We start from the raw sequence: 20,384 nt of genomic DNA on the forward strand, positions 1-20,384 counted from the left end.
TTCAGCAAAATGAACAATCAATTCAAGCACAGCGCCTAGGCAGGCCGAAGGCGCACTCCTAGACTGGCCGGCATGAACACCGCAAACACCTCCTTCGCTTCCATCGTCCATTACGTCAACGGCCAGCGCACGGCAGGTGCCAGCGGCCGCGAGCAGGACGTGACCAACCCGGCCACCGGCCAGGTCACGGGCCGCGTGGCCCTGGCCTCGCGCGCCGATGTCGATGCCGCCGTGGCGGCCGCCCAGGCGGCCTTCCCCAAGTGGGCCGACACGCCGCCGCTGCGCCGGGCGCGCGTGATGTTCCGCTTTCTCGAACTGCTCAACCAGCACAAGGACGAACTGGCCCACGCCATCACGGCCGAGCACGGCAAGGTCTTCACCGATGCGCAGGGCGAGGTCAGCCGCGGCATCGACATCGTGGAGTTCGCCTGCGGCATCCCGCAGCTGCTCAAGGGCGATTTCACCGACCAGGTCTCCACCGGCATCGACAACTGGACGCTGCGCCAGCCGCTGGGCGTGGTGGCGGGCGTGACGCCGTTCAACTTCCCCGTGATGGTGCCGATGTGGATGTTCCCGGTGGCCATTGCGGCGGGCAACACCTTCGTGCTCAAGCCCAGCCCCATCGATCCCACGCCCTCGCTGCTGATCGCCGACCTGCTCAAGCAGGCCGGCCTGCCCGACGGCGTGTTCAACGTGGTCCAGGGCGACAAGGAAGCCGTGGATGCGCTGATCGAGCATCCCCAGGTGAAGGCCGTGAGCTTTGTCGGCTCCACGCCCATTGCCAACTACATCTATGAGACGGGCGCGCGCCACGGCAAGCGCGTGCAGGCCCTGGGCGGCGCCAAGAACCACATGGTGGTCATGCCCGATGCCGATATCGAGCAGGCCGTGGACGCGCTGATCGGCGCCGGCTACGGCTCGGCCGGCGAGCGCTGCATGGCCATCAGCGTGGCCGTGCTGGTGGGCGACGTGGCCGACCAGCTGCTGCCGCGCCTGATCGAGCGCACCAAGGCGCTGAAGGTGCTGGACGGCGAGGACCTGGCTGCGGAAATGGGCCCCATCGTGACCCGCGCCGCGCACGATCGCATCAGCGGCTACATCGACCTGGGCGTCAAGGAAGGCGCGCAGCTGCTGGTCGATGGCCGGGGCTTCGACGGCAAGGCGGCCGGCGCCGCCACGGGCACCGACACCTCGGGCGGCTTCTGGCTGGGCGGCACGCTGTTCGACCACGTCACGCCCGACATGCGCATCTACAAGGAAGAGATCTTCGGCCCCGTGCTGGCCGTGGTGCGCGCCAAGGACTTCGCCGAGGCCGTGCAACTGGTCAACGACCATGAGTTCGGCAACGGCGTGGCCTGCTTCACACGCGACGGCAACGTGGCGCGCGAGTTCGGCCGCCGCATCGAGGTCGGCATGGTCGGCATCAACGTGCCGATTCCCGTTCCCATGGCCTGGCACGGCTTTGGCGGCTGGAAGCGCAGCCTGTTCGGCGACATGCATGCCTACGGCGAGGAAGGCGTGCGCTTCTACACCCGCCAAAAGAGCATCATGCAGCGCTGGCCCGAGAGCACGCCCAAGGGCGCGGAATTCGTGATGCCCACGGCCAAGTAGGCACAGGCCCGCTCCATGAAAAAACCAGCCCGCGGGCTGGTTTTTCTTTGGGGACTGCGACCTGTCAGAAGCGGTATCCGATGCCGATGGCGTAAACGTTCGGGTTGAGCTTGAGCGACACGCTCTGGCCCGAGGACAGGTGTGCCGTGGTCTTCAGGAAGCTCTTGTAGTAGGCCACGTCCAGGAACCAGCGCTCGTTGAAGTTGTAGACGAAGCCGATCTGGGGCGTCAGGCCCCACTTGCTGTCCACCGAGGCCGTGGTGGGGTTGGCCAGCGTGCCACCGGTCAGGCCGTTGAGGGAGGCCGTGGTGCGCTCGCCGAAGAACTTGGCATAGGTCACGCCCAGGCCCAGATAGGGACGGAAGGCGGAGTTGGCCTCGCCGAAGCGGTACTGCGCGAACACGGTGGCGGGCAGCACCTTGGTGCGGCCGAGCTTGCCCGTGCCGGAGATGGCGCCATCGCCCACGAAGTCGTGCTTGAACGGCAGGCCCATGGGCACGTCGATGGCCCAGTTGTTGGTGACCATGTAGGTCACGCCGCCCGTGAGCTGGCTGTTGGCCTTCACGTCCACGCGGGTGTCGGGGAAGCTGGGCGTGCTCAGCCAGCCGCTGCTGGTCTGGGGATCGATGCGCGTGGCGCCCAGGCGCACGCTCCAGGTGCCGGCGGACTGGGCGGTGGCGGCCATGCAGGCCGTGGCCATGGCCACGGCGGCGGTGATACGCAGGAATGTCTTCATGGATGTGTCTCCTCGTGCTGCGTGTCTGCTATCACAGCCAGCCGGCGCGGGCCAGGGTGCGGGAGGCCAGCTGGCTCATCTGCTGGTGGCCATAGGGCGTGGGGTGGAAGCTGTCGGCAAAGGCATAGCTCTTCCACCAGTTGGCGCTGGTCTCGCCCACGGGAATGGAGGCGGACAGCGCGGCCTCGGTGCAGGTCGGGAAGCTGTAGGTGGGCAGGCCGTCGGCGCCCACGCCGGTGGCCGGGCAGGCCGCCTTTTTCACGTTGGTGTAGGCGTACTGGGCGGGGTCGGCCATCTGCTGGCGGAACTCGCTGTAGAAGTCGATGATGGCCACGCGGTTCTCCCCCGTGAAACCGGCCGCGACCTGCTGGTTGAAGGCCTTGACCCAGCCGTCGAACACGGTCTCCAGCTGCGCGGCGGCGGCCGAGCCCTGCTGCTGGGCCACGGACTGCAGCACCAGCTGGAAGCGCGGCGTCAGCGTGATGGCGGGCACGTTGAGGATGGCCACGCGCGTGGCGCCCTTGCCCAGCACATTGGTCTGGATGCTGGAGACAAAGCCCTTGGCCAGGTTCTGCATGTACAGGCCACCGGCCTGGGCCATGCCGGTCTGGCCCTGCTGCAGCAGCGCGCCCAGCGTGGCCGCGTCGATCTTGGTGGACAGCAGCGCCTTGAAGTTGGCGCCCTGGTCCCTGGAAGCGGCCAGGAAGGCGCCGATCACATCGGCCGCGTCATTGGCGCCACCGTCGATCACGGCCAGGTCATCGGCCGTGAAGCCTGCCGCGCCGGCCAGCAGGATCTGCTGCGTGATGGAGATGGGCGCCGTGGGCGCGCTGGTGTAGTTGATGCGGCCGCCGCCCACGGCGTAGTTGTTGCACGAGGTGTTGGGCGTGAAGGCCGTGCCGTTGAAGCGCGGGCACAGGGAGATGTTGTACAGGCCCGCCACGCGCTCGGCCCAGACCTGGTTGGAGCCGGCGCCCGTCAGCGTGGCGTTCTGGACGGTGAACTTGTAGCCGAAGGTGCCGCTGTCGGAGAGGCTGTCGCCCATCACCTTGACGGAAGTGATCTTGGCGCGGGGGGTGGTGTCAGCGCCGCTGCCGCCGCCGCAAGCGACCAGCAAGCCGGCCGTGGCCAGAGCGGCCGCGAGGATTCGATAACGATTTGCCAAGATGGAATCTCCGTGAAGTGTTATGAATAGCACGACCGTGCTTTTTTGCTAAAGCCATCGTAACGACACTTGCGCATTGGCGACACCGGGCAACTACGGATAGAAATCGCACGCCGACAAGGCAATTCGCACGCGGGCGAACAGACGATAAGGATCGCCGCATGGCCCGTGGGTAGGACAACGTCCTTGCTGGAAAAACAATGAAAAAGGGCCTGCGAAAGCAGGCCCTGCACAAGACGCGAAGGCGCCCGGTCAGCGGTCGCGCGCCGTCCAGTCCACCAGCGCATCCCAGGCCGCGCGCGCGGCCGGGGCGTTGGTGTGGTTGGCCATGGCCACCAGCACGTAGCGGCGGCCGCTGGCCCCGTCCACATAGCCGGCCAGGGCCGAGGCATCGCGCAGCGTGCCGGTCTTCAGATGCGCCATGCCCTGGGCCCGGCTGAGGCTGCGGCGCAGCGTGCCATCCACGCCGACGATGGGCATGGAGGCCACGAACTCCGGCATCACCGGCGAGGCCCAGGCCTGCTGCAGCATGCGGCCCAGGCCGGAGGCGGTGATGCGCGCCTCGCGGCTCAGGCCGGCGCCGTTGTCGGCCACAGGCTGCTCGGCCGCGCCCCAGCGCGCCTGCCACCACTGGCCCAGGGCCTGGCGCGAGGACTCGAAGCTGGCCACGCCCGTGCGCTGCATGCCCATGGTCAGGAACACCTGCTGGGCCATGACGTTGTTGCTGTACTTGTTGATGTCGCGCACCACCTCGGCCAGCGAAGGCGATTCGCTCTGGAACGCTGGCTGCAGCCCGGCCGGCACGCGGCCGTCGTGCACGGTGCCGGTGAGCTTGCCGCCCAGCTCGCGCCACATGCCCTCGATGGCGCGGGCCGCGAAGGCCTCGGGCTGGGCCGGCGCCAGCGACCAGCTCTTGTCGCCGCAACTGGCCGGGAACGGGCCGGCAAAGGCGATGCGCAGCGGGTCGGCCATGTCCAGCTGCAGACGGGCGCGCCAGTCGCCGCATTCGCTGCCGGCCGGCGCCAGCGGCACGGTTTCCTGCTGCTGGATGCCGGCCAGCGGCGGATCGTATTGCAGCCGCGCCACGCCCGCCGCCGCGTCGGGCGTGAAGCCCACGGTCACGGCCTTGTAGTTGACCAGCAGCGCGTCGGGCGCCACGTTGTAGGGGCGCCAGGGCTCGTTGTCGAAGGTGGCCGCGTCATGGCCGCTCACGGAAAACGCGCTGCGGTCCAGCACGATGTCGCCCACGATGACCTTGATGCCCATGCCCTGCAGGCGGCGCAGCATCAGCCACAGCCGCTCCATCACGAGCTTGGGATCGCCCTGCCCCTGGATGTACAGCGGCCCGCGCAGCACGCCGTCCTGCACCGGCCCGCCCAGGAAGACGGGCGTGCGCCAGACATGCGCGGGACCCAGCTGGTCCAGCGCCGCATAGGTGGTGACCAGCTTCATGACCGAGGCGGGGTTCATGGCCACGTGGCTTTGCCAGTCCAGGCGCGGGGCGGCCCGGCCATCGACCTCGACCACCAGGGCCGAGACCGCGTCGCGCGGCAGCTTGGCGCGCGCAAGCGCTGCCTCCACGGCCGGGGGCAGCCGGCTTTCGCGTGCAGTCTTGGTGGACAGCGAGGCCGGCGAGGTGGGCGCATCTGCCTGGGCGCTTGCCACGCCGGGCAGGACAGACGCCGCCAGCAGCGCGGCCGCCAAGCCTCGGCGTGAACGCGGCGTTCCGAGTGAGAAGGCGGAGGAAATCGAGGAAATAAGGGAAGAAGACGTCGAAAGATGCAACATGGCCGGCAAGTCTACGCCGGTCATTGCAGCCCTGCCGGGCGCGGGACGGGCGGGGCACCGATAATCCTGCACTTGCTGCGGCACCGCCGCCTGCCCCACGCCATGAATCTTCTTGCCCTAGACACCAGTACCGACACCCTCTCCATCGCCGTGCAGCGCGGCGATGCCGTCTGGGAGCACAGCGGCCCCGGCGGTCCGCAGACCTCGACCGAGCTGATCCCCGCCATCCTGGCGCTGATGGCCCAGGCCGGCCTGGAATTCGCCGAGCTGCAGGCCATCGTCTTCGGCCGGGGTCCGGGCTCGTTCACGGGCCTGCGCACGGCCTGCTCCGTGGCCCAGGGGCTGGCCTTTGCCGCCCGCGTGCCCGTGCTGCCCATGGACAGCCTGCTGGCCGTGGCCGAGCAGGCCCGCATGCAATACGGCTGCACCGACCTCATCGCCGTGATCGATGCGCGCATGAACGAGGTCTACCACGCCGCCTATCACTGGAGCGACGGCCGCTGGAACGACATTGGCGAGCAAAGCGGCGACTTCGGCCTGTGCGCGCCCGAGGCCCTGCAACTGCCGCCCGGCACCGTGGTGGCCGGCAACGCCCTGGCCGCCTACGGCGAGCGCCTGGCGCCCCAGGCCAGCCACCTGGCCGCCCTGCCCACCGCCGCCGCCATGCTGCGCCTGGCCCCGGCCCTGCTGGCGGCCGACCGCGCCTTGCCGGCCGACCAGGCCCTGCCGCGCTACATCCGCGATAAAGTCGCGCAGACCACGGCCGAGCGGGAGGCTGCCAAGGCGGCCGCCGCGCTGGCCCTGGCCACGCCCACTCCAGAGGCCACCCCACCCGCACCATGAGCACGCACACGCCACAGCCCTCGCGGCCGCAGCCGCCCCTGACCGACGCTCCGGCGCCGGAGCGGGACAGCGTGCGCTTCGAGCCGCTGAACGTGCTGTCGCTCGACATGCTGCTGCCCGTGGAGCAGCAGGCCTACTCGCATCCCTGGTCCCGTGGCAACTTCATCGATGCCATGGCGGCCGGCAATGAAGCGCAGCTGCTGGTCGATGCGCGGGGCGAACTGGTGGGCTACTTCGTCGCCATGATCGTGCTCGACGAGGTCCATCTGCTCAACATCACCGTGGCCCCGTCGCGCCAGCGCCAGGGCTGGGCCCGCATCCTGCTGGACGCGCTGGCCCTGTGGGCGCGCCAGCGCAAGGCCCAATGGATCTGGCTGGAAGTGCGCGAGAGCAATGTCCGCGCACGCAGCATCTACGCCGCGCATGGCTACCAGGAGGTGGGCCTGCGCAAGAACTACTACCCCATGCACGACGGCCCGCGCGAGCATGCCGTGCTCATGAGCCTCAAGCTATGGCCCTGAATCTAGACACCCGCCAGCGGGCCATGCTGCACGCCATGGGCATCACCGTCTGGCTGCCCGAGCCCGAGACCGCACCCGCCGTGCTGTCCGAGGCCCTGGCTGCGCCCGCCGATGCGCCTGCAGCGGCGCCCCTGGCGGATCCGCCGGCGGCCCGCCCCGTGCCGCCGCCCGTGCAGGAGGCGCCCTCCCCGGCGCCTGATGCACCGGCGCCTGTCGCCGCGCCAGCGCCCGCACGCGTTCAGGCGCCATCGCCTCCCGCACCCGTGCACGCCTCTCCCGCACCCGTCATCCCCGAACGCGAACGCCCGCCGCGCCGCTACGTGCAGCAGCCCGTGGCCGGCGCCCCGGGCCTGGGCTGGCGCCTGGGCCCCGTGCGGCCCGTGTATGCGGCAACCCCGCCTGCCGGTGATGGCGGCGAAGGCGGCTGGCTGATCCTGCTGGAGCCGCCCGCCAACTCCCTGCCCCTGCCACCCGCCCAGCGCCCCGGCCCCGACTGCGCGCGCACCGCGCTGGAAGGCGACGCGGCCCGGCTGCTGGACAACATGCTGCGCGCGCTGAACCTGCAGGACCATCCGCGCCTGTACAGCGCTGCCCTGCACCGCGTGCAGCCTGCGGCCGAAGGACAGGAGGCGCCCGAGGTCCCGGCGCTGCAGCCATCGCTGGAGGCGCTGCTGCGCGATCTGCGCCCGGCCTGCGTGCTGGTGCTGGGCCTGGCCACGGCGCGTGCCGTGCTGCAGCGCCAGGAGGCGCTGGGCCGCCTGCGCGCCGAGCCGCACCGCATTGCGGGCGTGCCCGCCGTGGTCAGCTACGACCCCAACTACCTGCTGCGCGCGCCCCAGGCCAAGGCTGGCGCCTGGGCCGACCTGTGCCATGCCCAGGCTTTTGTGACAGGCCGCCAGATGCCCCCTGGAGCCGCTTCCGAATAGCGCAGCCGGCCCGCATGCTGCAGCGCAACGCTGCATAATCCAACGCTTTGCATCTTGGAGAAAGCTCCGTGGAAACCTACCCCAGTTGGTAGCTTTCAACTCCCGGTTGGCCTGTGGGGTTGAAAGCACCTCCGATACCCCGCACGCCTGAGAAGAACACCTGGAGTGAGCCTATGCTCAACATCTTTACGCTGGCCAATGGCCGCCTGGTTCAAGAAGAGATCGAGTCGCTGGAGGAGCTGTCCCGCTTCAAGCCGATCTGGGTGGACCTGGAGTCGCCCACGGTCGAGGAAAAGCGCTGGATCAAGCAGCACTACGAGCTGTCCATCCCCGAGGATGCGATGGACGACGACATCGAGGAATCCGCCCGCTTCTACGAAGAAGACAACGGCGAGCTGCACATCCGCAGCGACTTCCTGATCGACGATGACGAGGACCCGCGTTCGGTGCGCGTGGCCTTCATCGTCAACGAGCACAACAAGAACCTGCGCAGCTGCGGCGTATTGTTCTCCATCCACGACGAGGACGTGCCCGTCTTTCGCCTGCTGCGCATGCGCGCGCGCCGCGCGCCGGGCCTGATCGACGAGGCCAAGGACGTGCTGCTCAAGCTCTTCGACGCCGACGCCGAATACTCGGCCGACACGCTGGAGCGCATCTACGACGACCTCGAAAAAGCCAGCCAGATGGTGCTGTCCGGCGACGTGACCGACGACGTGGCCCGCGAGGTGCTGGGCGCCATCGCGCGCCAGGAAGACTTGAACGGCCGCATCCGCCGCAACGTCATGGACACGCGCCGCGCCGTCAGCTTCATGATGCGTTCCAAGATGCTCAATGCCGAGCAGTTCGAGGAAGCGCGCCAGATCCTGCGCGACATCGAATCGCTGGACAGCCACACGGCCTTCCTCTTCGACAAGATCAACTTCCTGATGGATGCCACGGTCGGCTTCATCAACATCAACCAGAACAAGATCATCAAGATCTTCTCGGTGGCCAGCGTAGCCCTGCTGCCGCCCACGCTGATCGCCAGCGTCTACGGCATGAACTTCAAGTTCATGCCCGAGCTGGAATGGGAGTTCGGCTATGTCTACGTCATCGGGCTCATGGTGCTCAGCGCCGTGGGGCCCATGCTCTACTTCCGCAAGCGCGGCTGGCTGAAGTAGCGGCAGCCGGCCCCCCTCGGGCCGGAACGCCTTCTCAGGCCAGCGCCACGGCCTCGATCTCCACCTTCAACCCGAAATGCAGCGCCCCCGTGGGCACCACGGCGCGCGCGGGCCGGTGCGCGCCGGCCCAGTCCGCGTAGATGCGGTCGAAGGCCGGCCAGTGCGCCATGTCGTCCAGGTACACGCGCACCTGCAGCAGCCGCGGCACGCCGCTGCCGGCCAGCTCCAGCGCCGCTGCCAGGTTGGCCAGCGCCTGCCGGGCCTGATCCTCGAAACCGGCATCCACCAGGCGCGTGCCGTCGGGCCGTATGGGCAGCTGCCCTGACACGAAGACCAGCCCCTGGCCCGTGGCCGTGTGGCTGTAGTGGCCGCCCGGCGCAGGCAGGTTCGGCGATGCATGGCGCAGATCGATCCCGTTTTCACCAGCCATGGAGCCGCTCCCAGGTTTGCACCGAGCCATCTGCCGCCAGCGCCTGGTAGGCCGGGAACTGCGCGCCCGTGGCGCAGGCATGGTTGGGCAGGATGCGCAGCCGCGTGTCCAGGGGAAAGCGCGTGGCGATGTCGGCCTCCGCCGCGCCATCGGCCCGGGCCAGAATGCCGTGCTCCTGGTTGGCGCCCGTGAGCACGAAGCCCGGCATCACCCGCCCCTGCAGGTCGCAGACCTGGCCGTAGCCGAAATCCTGTTTCTGCCGGGCCGTTCCGCGGTCGCGGCTCATGGCCATCCAGCCCGCATCCACGATGGCCCAGCCCTTGTCGGCCTGGTGGCCGATCACGGTGGCCAGCACCGACAGCGCCACGTCCTCGGCCGTGCACACGCCGATGTTGCGCATCACCAGGTCGAAGAACACGTAGACGCCTGCGCGCACCTCGGTCACACCGTCCAGCCGGCTGGCCGCCAGCGCCGTGGGCGTGGAGCCCACGCTGACCACGGGGCACGGCAGGCCGGCCGCGCGCAGGGCCTCGGCGGCCTGCACGCAGCCGGCGCGCTCGCGCTCGGCCAGGGCCTGCAGCGCCTCGGGCGTGTCCAGCTCGTAGCTGGAGCCCGCATGCGTGAGCACCCCGCCCAGGCGCATTCCGCCGTCGTGCAGCGTGCGGCCAATGGCCAGCAGCAGCGGCGTGTCGTCTGCGCCCACGCCGGAGCGGTGGCCGTCGGTGTCGATCTCTATCCATACCTCGAAGGCCTCGCCCTGTTCGCGGCCGAACGCGGCAATGGCCTGGGCCGCCGCCACGCTGTCCACGATGAGCTTGAGGTCGCAGCCTCGCCGGCGCAGTTGCAGCGCATGCGGCAGGCGGTGCGGCGCCATGCTGACTGCATAGAGGATGTCGGTGGTGCCTGCCGCAAAGAACTGCTCGGCCTCCTTCAAGGTGGAGACCGTGATGCCCGAGGCCCCGGCCGCACGCTGCGCGGCGGCCACGGGCACGCTCTTGCTGGTCTTCACATGGGGGCGCAGGCGCACGCCCTGCGCGTCCATGCGCTGCTGCATGCGGGCGATGTTGCGCTGCATGCGGTCGAGGTCGATCACGGCAGCGGGCGTGTCCAGCGTCAAAAGGGTGTCTTGCATGGCGGCTCCTGAAAAAGACTTGACACAGTCAGCGGCCTGCGGCAAAGCCGCGCAGCCAGGGCAAGGCGGGGGCCAGGGTGGCGGCTTCCCCCTCGGCGGCGGGCGCGCCCGCAGGCCGAGACAGGCCCACGCGGTTGTGCCAGAAGGTGCGCAGGCCCACGGCCGAGGTGCCGAACAGGTCATAGCCCGAACCGGCCACGAAGGCGGCCTGGTCCGCAGGCAGCCCCAGCCGGTCCAGCGCCAGCTGGTAAGGCCGGGGGTCGGGCTTGTAGAAGCCCGCTGCTTCCGAGGTCACCACCACATCCCAATCCACGCCCAGCAGCGCGGCGGCGCGCAGGCCCAGGCGCTCGGAGCAATTGGTCACCACGGCCAGGCGGCAGTGCGGGCGCAGGGCGGCCAGCAGCTCGCGCGCGCCATCCCAGGGCTGCAGCTGGTCCCATTGCGCCTCCAGCCGGTCGGCGGCCGAGGCGGGCAGGCCCCGGTTGCGGGCCGCGTCGCGCACCAGGTCTTCATAGGGCTGGTAGGCGCCGCAGCCATAGGTCAGGCGCAGGTACTCGGCGCGCCAGTCGCGCCCGGCGGCCTCGCTGCCGGCAGCGCTGTTCCATACCGCCCAGGAGTCGAGCAAGGCGGTCAGCAGGTCGAAAAGCACGGCACGGGGCCAGGCGGCGGCGGTCGGTTCCGTCAGTGGGGCTGGGGTGTTCATGGCCTGGAACTGTACGGATGGAACCTGTGCCCGTGGTTAAATCCGCCGTCACCAATCGTTAAGGTAAATTGAATGATTGCCATCGAAGACCTGCAGCTTGCCGCCGCCCTGCTGCGCGAAAGCTCGCTGAGCGCCGCCGCCCGTGCGCTCGATGTGACGCCGCCTGCCCTGTCCATGCGGCTGCGCCGGCTGGAGGCCGAACTGGGCCTGTCCCTGGCCAACCGCAGCGCGCGGCGCCTGGCGCTGACGCCCGAGGGCGAGCGCTTCGCCCGCGAGGCCGTGCGGCTGCTGGGCCAGATCGAGGAGCTGCGCGACTCGCTGCACGGCGATGCCCGCCAGCTGGGCGGCACGCTGCGCATTGCCGCGCCCTTTGGCTACGGGCGCAGCCGGCTGGCCCCGGCCCTGGTGCCCTTCACGCGCCAGCACCCGCAACTGAAACTGCAGCTGGACCTGCGCGAAACGCCCTTCCCCGACCGCCACGATGCCGACGCCGTGGTCCACATCGGCGCGGTGCGCGACTCCTCCTGGGTGGCGCGCGAACTGGCTGCCAACAACCGCTGGCTGTGCGCCAGCCCCGACTACCTGCGCCGCCACGGCACGCCCGCCACGCCGCGCGAATTGCTGGAGCACGCCTGCATCTGCATCCGCGAGAACGAGGAAGACGTGACGCTGTGGCACCTGCGCCCGGCCGCCAGCCGGCGTGCCGTGGACGGCCAGACCCTGCGCGTGACGCCGTCCTACGTCACCAACGACGGCGGCGTGGCCCGCCACTGGGCCGAGCAGGGCCTGGGCCTGGTGCTGCGTTCGCAATGGGACATGGAGCAGGCCGTTGCCGAGGGCCGGCTGGTGCGCGTGCTGCCCGACTGGCATTTCGGCAGCGCGCCCGTCACCCTGCTGGTGCCCACGCGCAAGGGACGCACGGCGCGCGTGCAGGCCCTGGTGACGTTTCTGGAGCAGTGCGCCGCAGCGGGCGCGCTGTAGTGCAGATCAGGCCGTGCGCGCGGACCTGTCCCGGGCATCGCTGGCACCGTCAGCGCCCTGGCCGCGCTCGCGCAGCCACAGCACCAGGCCGCAGACCATGACCACCAGCTGCGTGCCCACCAGCAGGCTGAAGCCTGCGACGAACCCGCCACCGGCCGAATGCGAGGTCCAGCCGATGACGGCCCCCATGAGCGCAGGCATGAAGCCCGCCACCAGGGTCGCCGTGCCGTTGACGACGCCGTAGGCGCTGGCCACATGCTCGGGCCGCGCGCAGTACTGCACGGTGCTGGGAATGGCGGGGCTCATCAGGCCCCAGCAGAAGTTGGCGGCGATCAGGCAGTAGGCCGCCGCGTAGCGGTCTTCCATGTGGATGGCCAGCCAGATGGCCAGCGCCAGGCCCAGGCTGCCGCCGACGAAGATCAGGGGCACCTGGCGGCGCGGCAGGCGGTCGATGACGATGCCGCCGACCAGCACGGCCAGCACCGTGGCGTACTGCGGCAGCGAGGCCAGCCAGCCCATCTCGCGCAGCGAAAAGCCGCGCGACTCCAGATAGGCCGGCAGCCAGTTGCTGCTGCCCCAGAGGTAGGAGAAGAAGGCCGCCGACAGCACGGCCACCAGCACCAGATAGCGCGTGTGCATGGCGCCGCGCACGATCTGGCCGACCTGGCCCACCGCCTCGCCCAGCGAGCGCGGGCGCGGCATGCCGGTGTCCACGCGGGGCATGCGGATGAAGGCCAGCACCAGCGGAATGCCGATGGCCACATTGATCAGGCCCAGCACGTGGAACGAGGTCTGCCAGTCGTGGCCGGCCACCAGGTAGCCGATCAGCGGGTAGCCCACCGCCAGCCCCAGGCCCGTGCCCATGTTCACGAAGGAGTTGGGCAGGCCGTTCTCATGGCTCTGGAAATGCGCCTTGATGTAGCTGCCCGCCAGCGAGTACAGCGGCCCTTCGGAGATGCCCAGCAGGATGCGCGAGGCCAGCAGCAGGCCGTAGCTGTTCATGGCCGGGGACAGAAAGGACACGGCGCCCCACAGCAGCAGGCCGACCACCAGGCTTCGGCGCACGCCGAAGAGCGCCGCGCAAAACGGCGTCAACACGAAGGAAGAAACGCCGTAGCCCACCATGAAGGCCGTGGCCAGCAGGCCCTGGCGCGTGCGGTCGTCGTGCGTCAGCCCGATGTGGTCCAGAAATCCCTGGTCGAGGATGAGGATCGAAAGGTTGATCCGGTCCACATAGGAGATGGCGACGATGATGAAGAGGCTGATCACCCCCCACCAGCGGGCCGCACGCATATCTTTCATGGCAAGTCTCTATCGCCCGATGGGCTGTATCAGAAGAAGTGGCGCACGCCCACCTCGAAGCCGGAGGAGCGGCCGCCCAGCGTGGTGCCCGGGGCCGACAGGCCCTGCACGCCGATGGACTTGGCCGCGCCGTCCTTGTTCTTGAGGAAGGCCACCGTGCCGTAGACCTGGGTGCGCTTGGACAGGTTGTGCCCGTAGCCCACGCTGATCTTGTTCCAGTCGGCATTGCTGCCGTCGGTGTTGTAGTGGCCGTAGGAGGCCTTGAACTCGCCCATGCCCACGGGCGCGGTCACGCCCAGCTGCAGGGCGGTGACCTTGAGGGCGCCGCGCTTTTCGCTGGCCCACAGCAGCATGGGCTTGGCCACGCCGAAGTCCCAGCTCAGGCCCACGTTGCTGGCCGTGAGGTTGGTCGCATCGCTGTCGCCATAGAACTTGCCCGTGGCCAGCGCGCCGTTGAAGGGGCCCTGGCGGTAGCCGAAGCGCAGGCCGCGGTAGTCGCCCTGGTTCTTGTTGGGTGCGCTGCGCGCCTGCTCGCCCATGGCCACCTGCACCTGGCCGTAGAAGCCGCCCAGGTTCTGCGGCAGGAAGTAGCTGACCGCGTTGCTGATCTGGATGGGCGCGCCGCCCGTGGCCGTGCCCGTGCCGGGAATGCCCAGCATGGTGAAGCCCATGGTGCCGCCCACGCCGTTGGTGAGGAAGGGGTCGAAGATCAGCGTGCTCAGGAAGGTGGCCGAATCATCGCGGCCCAGGCGCACTTCGCCGAAGTCGCCCGACAGGCTCACGGTGGAGCGGCGGTTGAAGCTCAGGCCGCCACCGCTGGCCTTGCCCGAGCCGCTGTCCACGTCCATGCCCGCCTCCAGCCAGAAGCCCGCACGCAGGCCGCCGCCCAGCTCTTCCGTGCCGCGAAAGCCGAGGCGGCTGATGTTGGCGCCGCCCGTGGACAGGCCGGTCTTGGACGGGCCGGAGCCGTTCAGGTGCGTGACGCCGACATCGACGACGCCGAAGATCTCGACCTTGGACTGCGCCGAAGCGGCACCGGGCAAGGACGCCAGGCAGGCTAGCGCCACGCCCAGCATGGGCGTATGGATGGTTTTCATGGGGTTGTCTCCTCTGGGGTGGTGGCTTGGGGGGCTTGGGGGTGGTGGGTTGTTGCCGTGCAGGTCTGATTGCCTGCTCAGATATCGAGCACTAAACGTTCGCTCTTGCAGCCGGAAACGCAGACCATCATCACTTTGTTGCTGGCCTTTTCCTTGGGGCTGAGCACCGAGTCGCGGTGGTCCGGAATGCCTTCGAGCACGCGCGTCTCGCAGGAGCCGCAGACGCCTTCGCAGCAGCTGTGGTCCATCTGGATGCCGGCATCCAGCAGGGTGTCGAGCAGCGACTTCTCGGGCGTGATCTCGATGAAGCGGCCGCTGCGCTTGAGCTCCACTGTGTAGTTGCTGCGCGCATCGTCGGCGGCCTTGACCTCCACGGGCGTGAAGCGCTCGACGTGGGCGTTGGCGTGGCCCAGCTCGACGCAGAACTTCTCGAAGGCGTCCAGCATGGGCGTGGGGCCGCAGGCGTAGTGGTGCGTGCCCGCGTCGGGCTGCCGTTGGGCCAGCAGCGCGCGCAGGTCGGGCGGGCCGCCGGCCTCGCTGTCGAAGTGCAGGTGCAGCGGCATGCCCAGCGCCTGCAGCTCTTCCAGGAAGGCCGCGCCCTTGCGCTCGCGGGCGAAGTACAGCATCTCGAACGAGCGGCCCTGGCCCTTGAGCCGGCGCGCCATGCACAGCAGCGGCGTGATGCCGATGCCGCCGGCCACCAGCACGGTGTGCGCGGCGCTTTCGTCCAGCGCGAAATGGTTGCGCGGCTCGGAGATGGTGATGGGCATGCCCACGCGCAGCGACTCGTGCACGCAGCGCGAGCCGCCGCGGCTGGCGCGGTCGCGCAGCACGCCGACCACGTAGCGGTGGCGCTCTTCGCTGGGGTTGCTCAGCGAGTAGCTGCGCACCAGGCCGTTGGGCAGGTGCAGATCGATGTGCGAGCCCGGCGTGAAGGCGGGAAGCTCCCCGCCCGCCACGGGCCGCAGGTCCACGCTGATGGTGTCCTGGGCCTCGAAGCGCAGCGTGTGCACGAAGGCCTGGAGGTTGGTGCTCATGATGCGGCGCCTTCGTCGATCTGCTCCTGGGCCAGGCGGCGCAGGTGGCGGCGCAGGCGCACCAGGCCGATGTCGTGCTGGTAGAGGTTCTCGCGCTCGTTGGCGTCCAGCTCCATCTGCTCCATCATGATCCGGTCCTGCTCCAGCACGGCCCAGTGGCGCGCCTCCAGGCGGTTGCGGTACAGAAAGCGCCAGGTGTCGCGCATCCAGCCCTGCACCTTGCGGCAGCGCCAGAAGAACACGGCGCACAGGTCGGCGCTGATGGGCGTGACGCAGGCCACGATGGCGAAGTTGCCGCCTGGGCCGCCGGTCTTGGGGTACGGAATCTCCAGGCGCATCCAGTGCACGCCCGTGCTGCCCCACTCGGTCCAGTCGAAGTTCACGCCGCGCTGGCCCACCTTCTCGAAGACGAAGCCGTCATCGGTCTCGCGCACCTGGAACGTGGCCTTGCTGTCGCCCTCGGCCATGGAGTGCGACTGCTTGTGCAGGAAGGTGCCGTGCATGGGGTCCATGACGTTGTCCAGCGCATAGCGGTAGTCGCTGCGCCACTCGGCATAGCACAGGAAGTTGGAGTACTCGGGCGAGGTCAGCTCCTCGGGCAGCGTGAACTCGGGCGCCTCGTCAACGGCCTTGTCGCTGTTGTAGAGAAAGATGGCGCCATGGGCCTCGCGCGCATGGAAGGCCAGCGCCGCGCGCGAGCCTTCGAGCTTGCAGCCGGGGCTGCCGGGCACCTTGGTCACCGTGCCGTCGCCGCGCACTTCCACGCCGTGGTAGGGGCAGGCCAGGCGGTCGCCCAGGATCACGCCCTGCGACAGCGGCGCGCCGCGGTGCGGGCAATGGTCTTCCAGCGCATGGACCTGGCCGGCGGCATCGCGCCACAGCGCGATCTTGCGGCCGAAGCGGCGCACGGACACGGGCTGGGTCTTCACGAAGTCCGAGGGGCAGACCGCGTACCAGAGGTTCTTCAGGCCTTTGTTGAGCAGGCCGTCCACCGGATCGATGGTGATGGTTTGTACGTTCATGGGGCTCTCCAGTCCTGCTCGGTATCAATAGCCCAGCCGCGCCATCAGCGCCTGGAAGCTGTCTTCGGTCCAGGCCTGGCCGTTCTCGCCGGCGGGGCCGCTGCGGTTGAGATAGGCCACCAGTTCGGGCAGGGTCTGCACGCCTTCGCCGAAGGCGCGTTCGATGGAATCGCCCAGCAGGTCTTCCATCAGGGTGGGGGCACGTTCGCGCGCCTGGTGCGGCTCGAGATAGCGATCAGCGGCCATGGTTCTCTCCTTCGAAAACTGTCTTGAATCGTGGTTCGGCTTCATTGCCCGGAGCGTCGCCCGCCACCCATATCGTGTGAAACCGGCGCAGCCCGACCTCAGGGACACCGAGGAAGGGCCGCCCCGCACCGAGGGTGTCGTCCCCCTTGGGGGAAGGCGCGAAGCGACTCAGGGGGTAGGTCATTTAGTCAGCGCGGATGTCCAGGTCTTTGATGAGCTTGCCGAAGCGGTTGAAGTCCGCTGCATTGGTCTTCTCAAGCCTCGCGGGCTCGCCGCCTGCTGGCAGCGCGCCGAAGGTGGCCATCTTGGAGACCACGTCGGGCATCTTCAGGATCTCGTTGAGGTGCGTGTTCAGCAGCTTCACGGTCTCGGGCGACATGCCCTTGGGGCCGAACAGGCCCTGCCATGCGGACACTTCCACGTCCTTGACGCCCAGCTCGGCCAGGGTGGGCACATTGGGGGCCAGCGCGCTGCGCTGGCTGTCTGCCACGGCCAGGGCGGTGACCTTGCCGCCGATGTAGGGCGCAATCGGGCCCCAGGTCATGAAGGTCGTGGGCACATGGCCGCCGATCAGGTCGTTGACGGCGGGCGCCACGCCCTTGTAGGGAATGTGGGCGATGCGCGTGCCGGCGGCGCGGTTGAACATCTCGCCCAGGATGTGCATGGGCGAGCCGCTGCCGGGGCTGGCGTAGGTCAGGCCGTCGCGCTTGCCCTGGGCGATCAGGGTCTTCATGTCCTTGATGCCCGAGGCCTGGTTGGTGGCCACGAACATGGGCTGCACGCTGGTCTGCACGATGGGCGTGAAGCCGTGCAGCACGTCGTAGCTGGAGCCCGAGGCCGTCTTGAGCACGAACTGCGCGATGGCGAAGGTATTGGGCGCCAGCAGCAGGGTGTAGCCGTCCGGCGCGGCTTTGGCCACATGCACGCTACCGATGGTGCCGCTGGCACCGGGGCGGTTGTCCACCAGCACGGGCTGGCCCAGGCGCGTGGACAGCTTCTCGGCATACAGGCGCGCCATGGCATCGGTGTCGCCACCGGCCGGATAGGCCACGATGATGGTGATGGGCTTGGCCGGATAGGCCTGGGCCATCGCGGTGCCGGACAGCGTGGCTGCAGCCAGGAATGCAGCGGCAAGAGAAACCTGGCGACGTGTCTTGTTCATGGTGGGGGCCGTGGGGTGGTTGGGTTGTGGGGGTAGGCCGTCAGGCGCGGTCTCAATGCCGCTTGTCGGTGATGAACTTGCCGTCCGATGTGCCAACGCCCTTTTGGCGCCGGGTGTTGCCGTCGATGCCGCCATCGATGGCCCATTCGGCAAACACCGTGGGGCCGGGCTCGAACTCGCGCGGCTGCCAGTCGGCGGTGAGCTGGTCCTCGTCGGCGTAGTACTCGACCAGGGCGCCGGCCGGATTGCGGAAGTACCAGAAATAGGCCGAGGACACGGGATGGCGGCCCGGGCCCAGCTGGGTGTCCCAGCCGCAGCGCGAGATGTGCATGCCGCCGCCGAAGACCTCGTGGATGTCGCGCACCGTGAAGGCCACGTGGTTCAGGCCCGCGTCCTTGGCCGGGCGCTGCAGCAGGAAGATGTCGTGGTGGCCGCCGTCAGGCGCGCAGCGCAGGAAGGCGCCGCGCTCGGGGTAGCGGTCCGAGGCTGCGAAGCCGAAGTTGTCCACGTAGAAGCGCTCGCAGGCCTGCACGTCCTTGACGAAGAACACCACATGGCCGACCTCGATGGGCTGGGCGCGTTCGTAGGCCGGGCTGGCCTGGTTGACGCGGTCCTTGCGGTTCCAGGTGTTGTAGGCAGCACCCTGCACGTCGACATCACGCTTTTGCGTGACCTGCAGGCGCACGGACAGGCCGTTGGGGTCGGTGCAGCCTATGCGCCCCTGGCCCTGCGAGAAGCCTGGCAGCGCGGCAATGCGGCTGGCGTACAGCGCCAGATCGGCCTCGCTTTCCACACCCCAGACCACTTCGCGCAGCGTGGGGCCGGCCTCGATGGCGGGCGGCAGATCGGGATGGTCCACGGCGGCCACGATCACGCGGCAGCCGTTGAGGGTCTCGAACACCAGCCGGTCGTCCGCTTCCTGCACCAGCGCCAGGCCCCAGTCCAGGAAGAAGCGGCGGCAGGTGGCCAGGTCGTCCGCGCCGTAGGTGATTTCGTCTATGCCCAGTACGCTCATGTCGTGCTCCTTCAATTTGCCCAAGCGATGGGGCTCTCGTTCAAGCCCCAGTACATGCTCTTTTGCTCCATGTACTGCTGTATGCCCAGCCGTCCCTTCTCGCGGCCCAGGCCGCTGTCGCGCCAGCCGCCGAAGGGCGTGGAGATGGAAAACTGCTTGTAGGTGTTGATCCAGACGGTGCCGGCCTGCACGGCGCGGCCAATGCGCCAGGCGCTCTTGTAGTCGCGCGTCCAGATGCCGGCGGCCAGCGCGTAGACGCTGTCGTTGGCCTGGGCGAGCAGGTCGTCCTCGTTGTCGAAGGGCATGGCCACGAGCACGGGGCCGAAGATTTCCTGCTGGCAGATCTGCCAGTCGTTCTTCACGCCGTCGATGATGGTCGGGCGGTAGTAGTAGCCGCGCTCGAACTGCGCGCCCTCGGGCCGCTGGCCGCCCGTGAGCAGCCGGCCGCCCTCGGACAGGCCCAGGGCCACATAGCTCTCTATGGATTCGCGGTGCTTGGCGGTGATCAGCGGCCCCATCTGCGTGCGCTCGTCAGCCGGGTCGCCCACCTGCAGCGCGGCGGCCTTGGCCGTCAGGCGCTGCATGAATTCGGCATGCAGGCTGCGCGCCACGAACAGGCGCGAGCCCGCAATGCACGACTCGCCCGAGGAGCTGAAGATGCCGTAGAGCACGCCGTTGACGGCATGGTCGATGTCGGCATCGGCCAGCACCATGGTGGCCGACTTGCCGCCCAGCTCCAGCGAGACCGGCATCATCTTGTCGGCCGCGATGTGGGCGATGTGCTTGCCCGTGGACGTGCCGCCCGTGAACGACACGCGCTTGACCAGCGGATGCTTGGTGATGGCGTCGCCAATCACCGAGCCCCGGCCCGGCAGCACGCTGACCAGGCCCTTGGGCACGCCGGCCTCTTCGCAGATCCTGGCCAGCTCCAGCGCCAGCAGCGGCGTGGCCTCGGCGGGCTTGACGACCACGGCGTTGCCGGCGGCCAGCGCCGGAGCGAGCTTTTGCGCCTCGCTGGCGATCGGCGAGTTCCACGGCGTGATGGCCGCCACCACGCCCATGGGCTCGTACACGCTCATGGTCATGAAGTCGCCGCGCGAGGGCGTGATGGTTTCTTCCATGGTCTCGCAGGCGGCTGCAAAGAACTGGAAGGTGGCGGCGGCGCTGGCCACCAGCATGCGTGTTTCCTTGATGGGCTTGCCGTTGTCCAGGCGCTGCAATTGGGCCAGGGGCTCGGCGCGCTCGCGGATCAGCTGGGCCACGCGGTGCAGCACGGCCGCGCGCTCATGGGGCTTTTTCTGGGCCCAGCCGCTGGTGCGGAAGGCGTGGTCGGCCTTCTGGATGGCCTCTTCCACATCTTCCAGGCTGGGCGCGCGCAGGCGGCCCACCACTTCGCCGGTGGCGGGATAGAGCGTGGTGGATTCGCCACCGCCGCCCAGGCGCCATTCGCCGGCGATATTGATGGGGAGCAGTTCCAGGTTCGACATGGTGAGCCTCTCTCGTTCGT

At 69.0% G+C, this 20,384-nt stretch carries 20 protein-coding genes; 6 read left to right on the forward strand and 14 right to left on the reverse strand.

The window, feature by feature from the left end; all coding sequences use genetic code 11:
* The first annotated feature begins 72 nt into the window (after nt 1-72).
* Nucleotides 73-1,611: a CoA-acylating methylmalonate-semialdehyde dehydrogenase gene (locus IB269_RS13820; RefSeq protein ID WP_013804491.1), complete on the forward strand. Its 1,539-nt coding sequence runs from the start codon at nt 73-75 to the stop codon at nt 1,609-1,611.
* 64 nt (nt 1,612-1,675) lie between these two features.
* Here IB269_RS13820 and IB269_RS13825 read toward each other — a convergent pair whose 3' ends face one another.
* The 3 genes from IB269_RS13825 to dacB all read right to left on the reverse strand — a co-directional run bounded on the left by IB269_RS13825 (nt 1,676) and on the right by dacB (nt 5,324).
* On the reverse strand, nt 1,676-2,347 hold the full coding sequence (locus tag IB269_RS13825; protein WP_013804492.1) for an OmpW/AlkL family protein: 672 nt from the start codon (nt 2,345-2,347) through the stop codon (nt 1,676-1,678).
* Nucleotides 2,348-2,378: 31 nt separating this feature from the next.
* Entirely contained in the window at nt 2,379-3,512 is a 1,134-nt protein-coding gene (locus IB269_RS13830) for an SGNH/GDSL hydrolase family protein (RefSeq protein ID WP_192367391.1), read from the reverse strand.
* Between the two features lie 252 nt (nt 3,513-3,764).
* Entirely contained in the window at nt 3,765-5,324 is a 1,560-nt protein-coding gene (gene dacB / locus IB269_RS13835; RefSeq protein ID WP_192367392.1) for a D-alanyl-D-alanine carboxypeptidase/D-alanyl-D-alanine-endopeptidase, read from the reverse strand.
* Between the two features lie 78 nt (nt 5,325-5,402).
* On the opposite strand from dacB, the gene tsaB reads away from it, so the two are divergent.
* The 4 genes from tsaB (at nt 5,403) to corA (ending at nt 8,750) form a co-directional block, all read left to right on the forward strand.
* Entirely contained in the window at nt 5,403-6,143 is a 741-nt protein-coding gene (tsaB, locus tag IB269_RS13840) for a tRNA (adenosine(37)-N6)-threonylcarbamoyltransferase complex dimerization subunit type 1 TsaB (RefSeq protein WP_034398089.1), read from the forward strand.
* On the forward strand, nt 6,140-6,664 hold the full coding sequence (gene rimI, locus IB269_RS13845) for a ribosomal protein S18-alanine N-acetyltransferase (RefSeq protein ID WP_013804496.1): 525 nt from the start codon (nt 6,140-6,142) through the stop codon (nt 6,662-6,664). Before tsaB ends, rimI begins: the two co-directional genes overlap by 4 nt.
* A complete protein-coding gene (locus IB269_RS13850; protein ID WP_192367393.1) occupies nt 6,655-7,590 on the forward strand; it encodes a uracil-DNA glycosylase family protein in 936 nt (311 codons plus the stop codon). Before rimI ends, IB269_RS13850 begins: the two co-directional genes overlap by 10 nt.
* A gap of 173 nt (nt 7,591-7,763) precedes the next feature.
* Entirely contained in the window at nt 7,764-8,750 is a 987-nt protein-coding gene (gene corA / locus IB269_RS13855) for a magnesium/cobalt transporter CorA (protein ID WP_013804498.1), read from the forward strand.
* 34 nt (nt 8,751-8,784) lie between these two features.
* Here corA and IB269_RS13860 read toward each other — a convergent pair whose 3' ends face one another.
* From IB269_RS13860 to IB269_RS13870, 3 genes are read right to left on the reverse strand one after another with little or no spacing between them, the layout of a single operon-like run.
* On the reverse strand, nt 8,785-9,180 hold the full coding sequence (locus tag IB269_RS13860) for a RidA family protein (protein WP_043822535.1): 396 nt from the start codon (nt 9,178-9,180) through the stop codon (nt 8,785-8,787).
* Nucleotides 9,170-10,312 carry a DSD1 family PLP-dependent enzyme gene (locus IB269_RS13865; protein WP_192367394.1) on the reverse strand — a complete coding sequence of 381 codons (1,143 nt, stop codon included), beginning with the start codon at nt 10,310-10,312 and terminating at the stop codon, nt 9,170-9,172. The genes IB269_RS13860 and IB269_RS13865 overlap by 11 nt, the downstream gene beginning before the upstream one ends.
* Before the next feature lie 28 nt (nt 10,313-10,340).
* Entirely contained in the window at nt 10,341-11,015 is a 675-nt protein-coding gene (locus tag IB269_RS13870) for an HAD family hydrolase (protein WP_192367395.1), read from the reverse strand.
* A gap of 72 nt (nt 11,016-11,087) precedes the next feature.
* Between IB269_RS13870 and IB269_RS13875 the strand changes: the two genes are divergently transcribed.
* Nucleotides 11,088-11,996, forward strand: a complete 909-nt coding sequence (locus IB269_RS13875) for a LysR family transcriptional regulator (protein WP_192367396.1) — start codon at nt 11,088-11,090, stop codon at nt 11,994-11,996.
* A gap of 6 nt (nt 11,997-12,002) precedes the next feature.
* Here IB269_RS13875 and IB269_RS13880 read toward each other — a convergent pair whose 3' ends face one another.
* From IB269_RS13880 to IB269_RS13915, 8 genes are all read right to left on the reverse strand, one after another.
* Nucleotides 12,003-13,298, reverse strand: a complete 1,296-nt coding sequence (locus IB269_RS13880; RefSeq protein ID WP_071954170.1) for an MFS transporter — start codon at nt 13,296-13,298, stop codon at nt 12,003-12,005.
* Nucleotides 13,299-13,327: 29 nt separating this feature from the next.
* Nucleotides 13,328-14,395 (reverse strand): porin, encoded by a 1,068-nt coding sequence (locus IB269_RS13885; protein ID WP_013804504.1) that lies wholly within the window; start codon nt 14,393-14,395, stop codon nt 13,328-13,330.
* A 77-nt stretch (nt 14,396-14,472) separates the two neighbouring features.
* The gene (locus IB269_RS13890) at nt 14,473-15,432 is read right to left on the reverse strand and encodes a PDR/VanB family oxidoreductase (RefSeq protein WP_192367397.1); all 960 of its coding nucleotides are present in this window, start codon (nt 15,430-15,432) and stop codon (nt 14,473-14,475) included.
* Entirely contained in the window at nt 15,429-16,454 is a 1,026-nt protein-coding gene (locus tag IB269_RS13895) for an aromatic ring-hydroxylating oxygenase subunit alpha (RefSeq protein WP_012202896.1), read from the reverse strand. Before IB269_RS13895 ends, IB269_RS13890 begins: the two co-directional genes overlap by 4 nt.
* Before the next feature lie 24 nt (nt 16,455-16,478).
* Nucleotides 16,479-16,700 carry a recombinase-like helix-turn-helix domain-containing protein gene (locus tag IB269_RS13900; protein ID WP_012202895.1) on the reverse strand — a complete coding sequence of 74 codons (222 nt, stop codon included), beginning with the start codon at nt 16,698-16,700 and terminating at the stop codon, nt 16,479-16,481.
* A gap of 184 nt (nt 16,701-16,884) precedes the next feature.
* Nucleotides 16,885-17,862, reverse strand: coding sequence for a Bug family tripartite tricarboxylate transporter substrate binding protein (locus IB269_RS13905; RefSeq protein ID WP_013804505.1), 978 nt, complete (start codon nt 17,860-17,862; stop codon nt 16,885-16,887).
* A 52-nt stretch (nt 17,863-17,914) separates the two neighbouring features.
* Entirely contained in the window at nt 17,915-18,877 is a 963-nt protein-coding gene (locus IB269_RS13910; protein ID WP_192367398.1) for a VOC family protein, read from the reverse strand.
* A gap of 11 nt (nt 18,878-18,888) precedes the next feature.
* Complete coding sequence (locus tag IB269_RS13915; RefSeq protein WP_034389880.1) at nt 18,889-20,364, reverse strand: aldehyde dehydrogenase; 1,476 nt, start codon at nt 20,362-20,364, stop codon at nt 18,889-18,891.
* Nucleotides 20,365-20,384 lie beyond the last annotated feature (20 nt).

Origin of the sequence: Delftia sp. DLF01 (genome assembly GCF_014852125.1) — a bacterium.
In the GTDB taxonomy this organism is placed as follows: Bacteria; Pseudomonadota; Gammaproteobacteria; order Burkholderiales; family Burkholderiaceae_C; genus Comamonas; species Comamonas acidovorans.

Coding starts and splice junctions, on each gene's coding strand:
- IB269_RS13875 (WP_192367396.1), top strand. CDS start 11,088: ATGATTGCCATCGAAGACCTGCAGCTTGCCGCCGCCCTGCTGCGCGAA.
- IB269_RS13905 (WP_013804505.1), bottom strand. CDS start 17,862: ATGAACAAGACACGTCGCCAGGTTTCTCTTGCCGCTGCATTCCTGGCT.
- IB269_RS13900 (WP_012202895.1), bottom strand. CDS start 16,700: ATGGCCGCTGATCGCTATCTCGAGCCGCACCAGGCGCGCGAACGTGCC.
- IB269_RS13890 (WP_192367397.1), bottom strand. CDS start 15,432: ATGAGCACCAACCTCCAGGCCTTCGTGCACACGCTGCGCTTCGAGGCC.
- IB269_RS13825 (WP_013804492.1), bottom strand. CDS start 2,347: ATGAAGACATTCCTGCGTATCACCGCCGCCGTGGCCATGGCCACGGCC.
- IB269_RS13820 (WP_013804491.1), top strand. CDS start 73: ATGAACACCGCAAACACCTCCTTCGCTTCCATCGTCCATTACGTCAAC.
- IB269_RS13885 (WP_013804504.1), bottom strand. CDS start 14,395: ATGAAAACCATCCATACGCCCATGCTGGGCGTGGCGCTAGCCTGCCTG.
- IB269_RS13880 (WP_071954170.1), bottom strand. CDS start 13,298: ATGAAAGATATGCGTGCGGCCCGCTGGTGGGGGGTGATCAGCCTCTTC.
- corA (WP_013804498.1), top strand. CDS start 7,764: ATGCTCAACATCTTTACGCTGGCCAATGGCCGCCTGGTTCAAGAAGAG.
- dacB (WP_192367392.1), bottom strand. CDS start 5,324: ATGACCGGCGTAGACTTGCCGGCCATGTTGCATCTTTCGACGTCTTCT.
- IB269_RS13870 (WP_192367395.1), bottom strand. CDS start 11,015: ATGAACACCCCAGCCCCACTGACGGAACCGACCGCCGCCGCCTGGCCC.
- IB269_RS13860 (WP_043822535.1), bottom strand. CDS start 9,180: ATGGCTGGTGAAAACGGGATCGATCTGCGCCATGCATCGCCGAACCTG.
- IB269_RS13910 (WP_192367398.1), bottom strand. CDS start 18,877: ATGAGCGTACTGGGCATAGACGAAATCACCTACGGCGCGGACGACCTG.
- IB269_RS13850 (WP_192367393.1), top strand. CDS start 6,655: ATGGCCCTGAATCTAGACACCCGCCAGCGGGCCATGCTGCACGCCATG.
- tsaB (WP_034398089.1), top strand. CDS start 5,403: ATGAATCTTCTTGCCCTAGACACCAGTACCGACACCCTCTCCATCGCC.
- IB269_RS13915 (WP_034389880.1), bottom strand. CDS start 20,364: ATGTCGAACCTGGAACTGCTCCCCATCAATATCGCCGGCGAATGGCGC.
- IB269_RS13865 (WP_192367394.1), bottom strand. CDS start 10,312: ATGCAAGACACCCTTTTGACGCTGGACACGCCCGCTGCCGTGATCGAC.
- IB269_RS13895 (WP_012202896.1), bottom strand. CDS start 16,454: ATGAACGTACAAACCATCACCATCGATCCGGTGGACGGCCTGCTCAAC.
- rimI (WP_013804496.1), top strand. CDS start 6,140: ATGAGCACGCACACGCCACAGCCCTCGCGGCCGCAGCCGCCCCTGACC.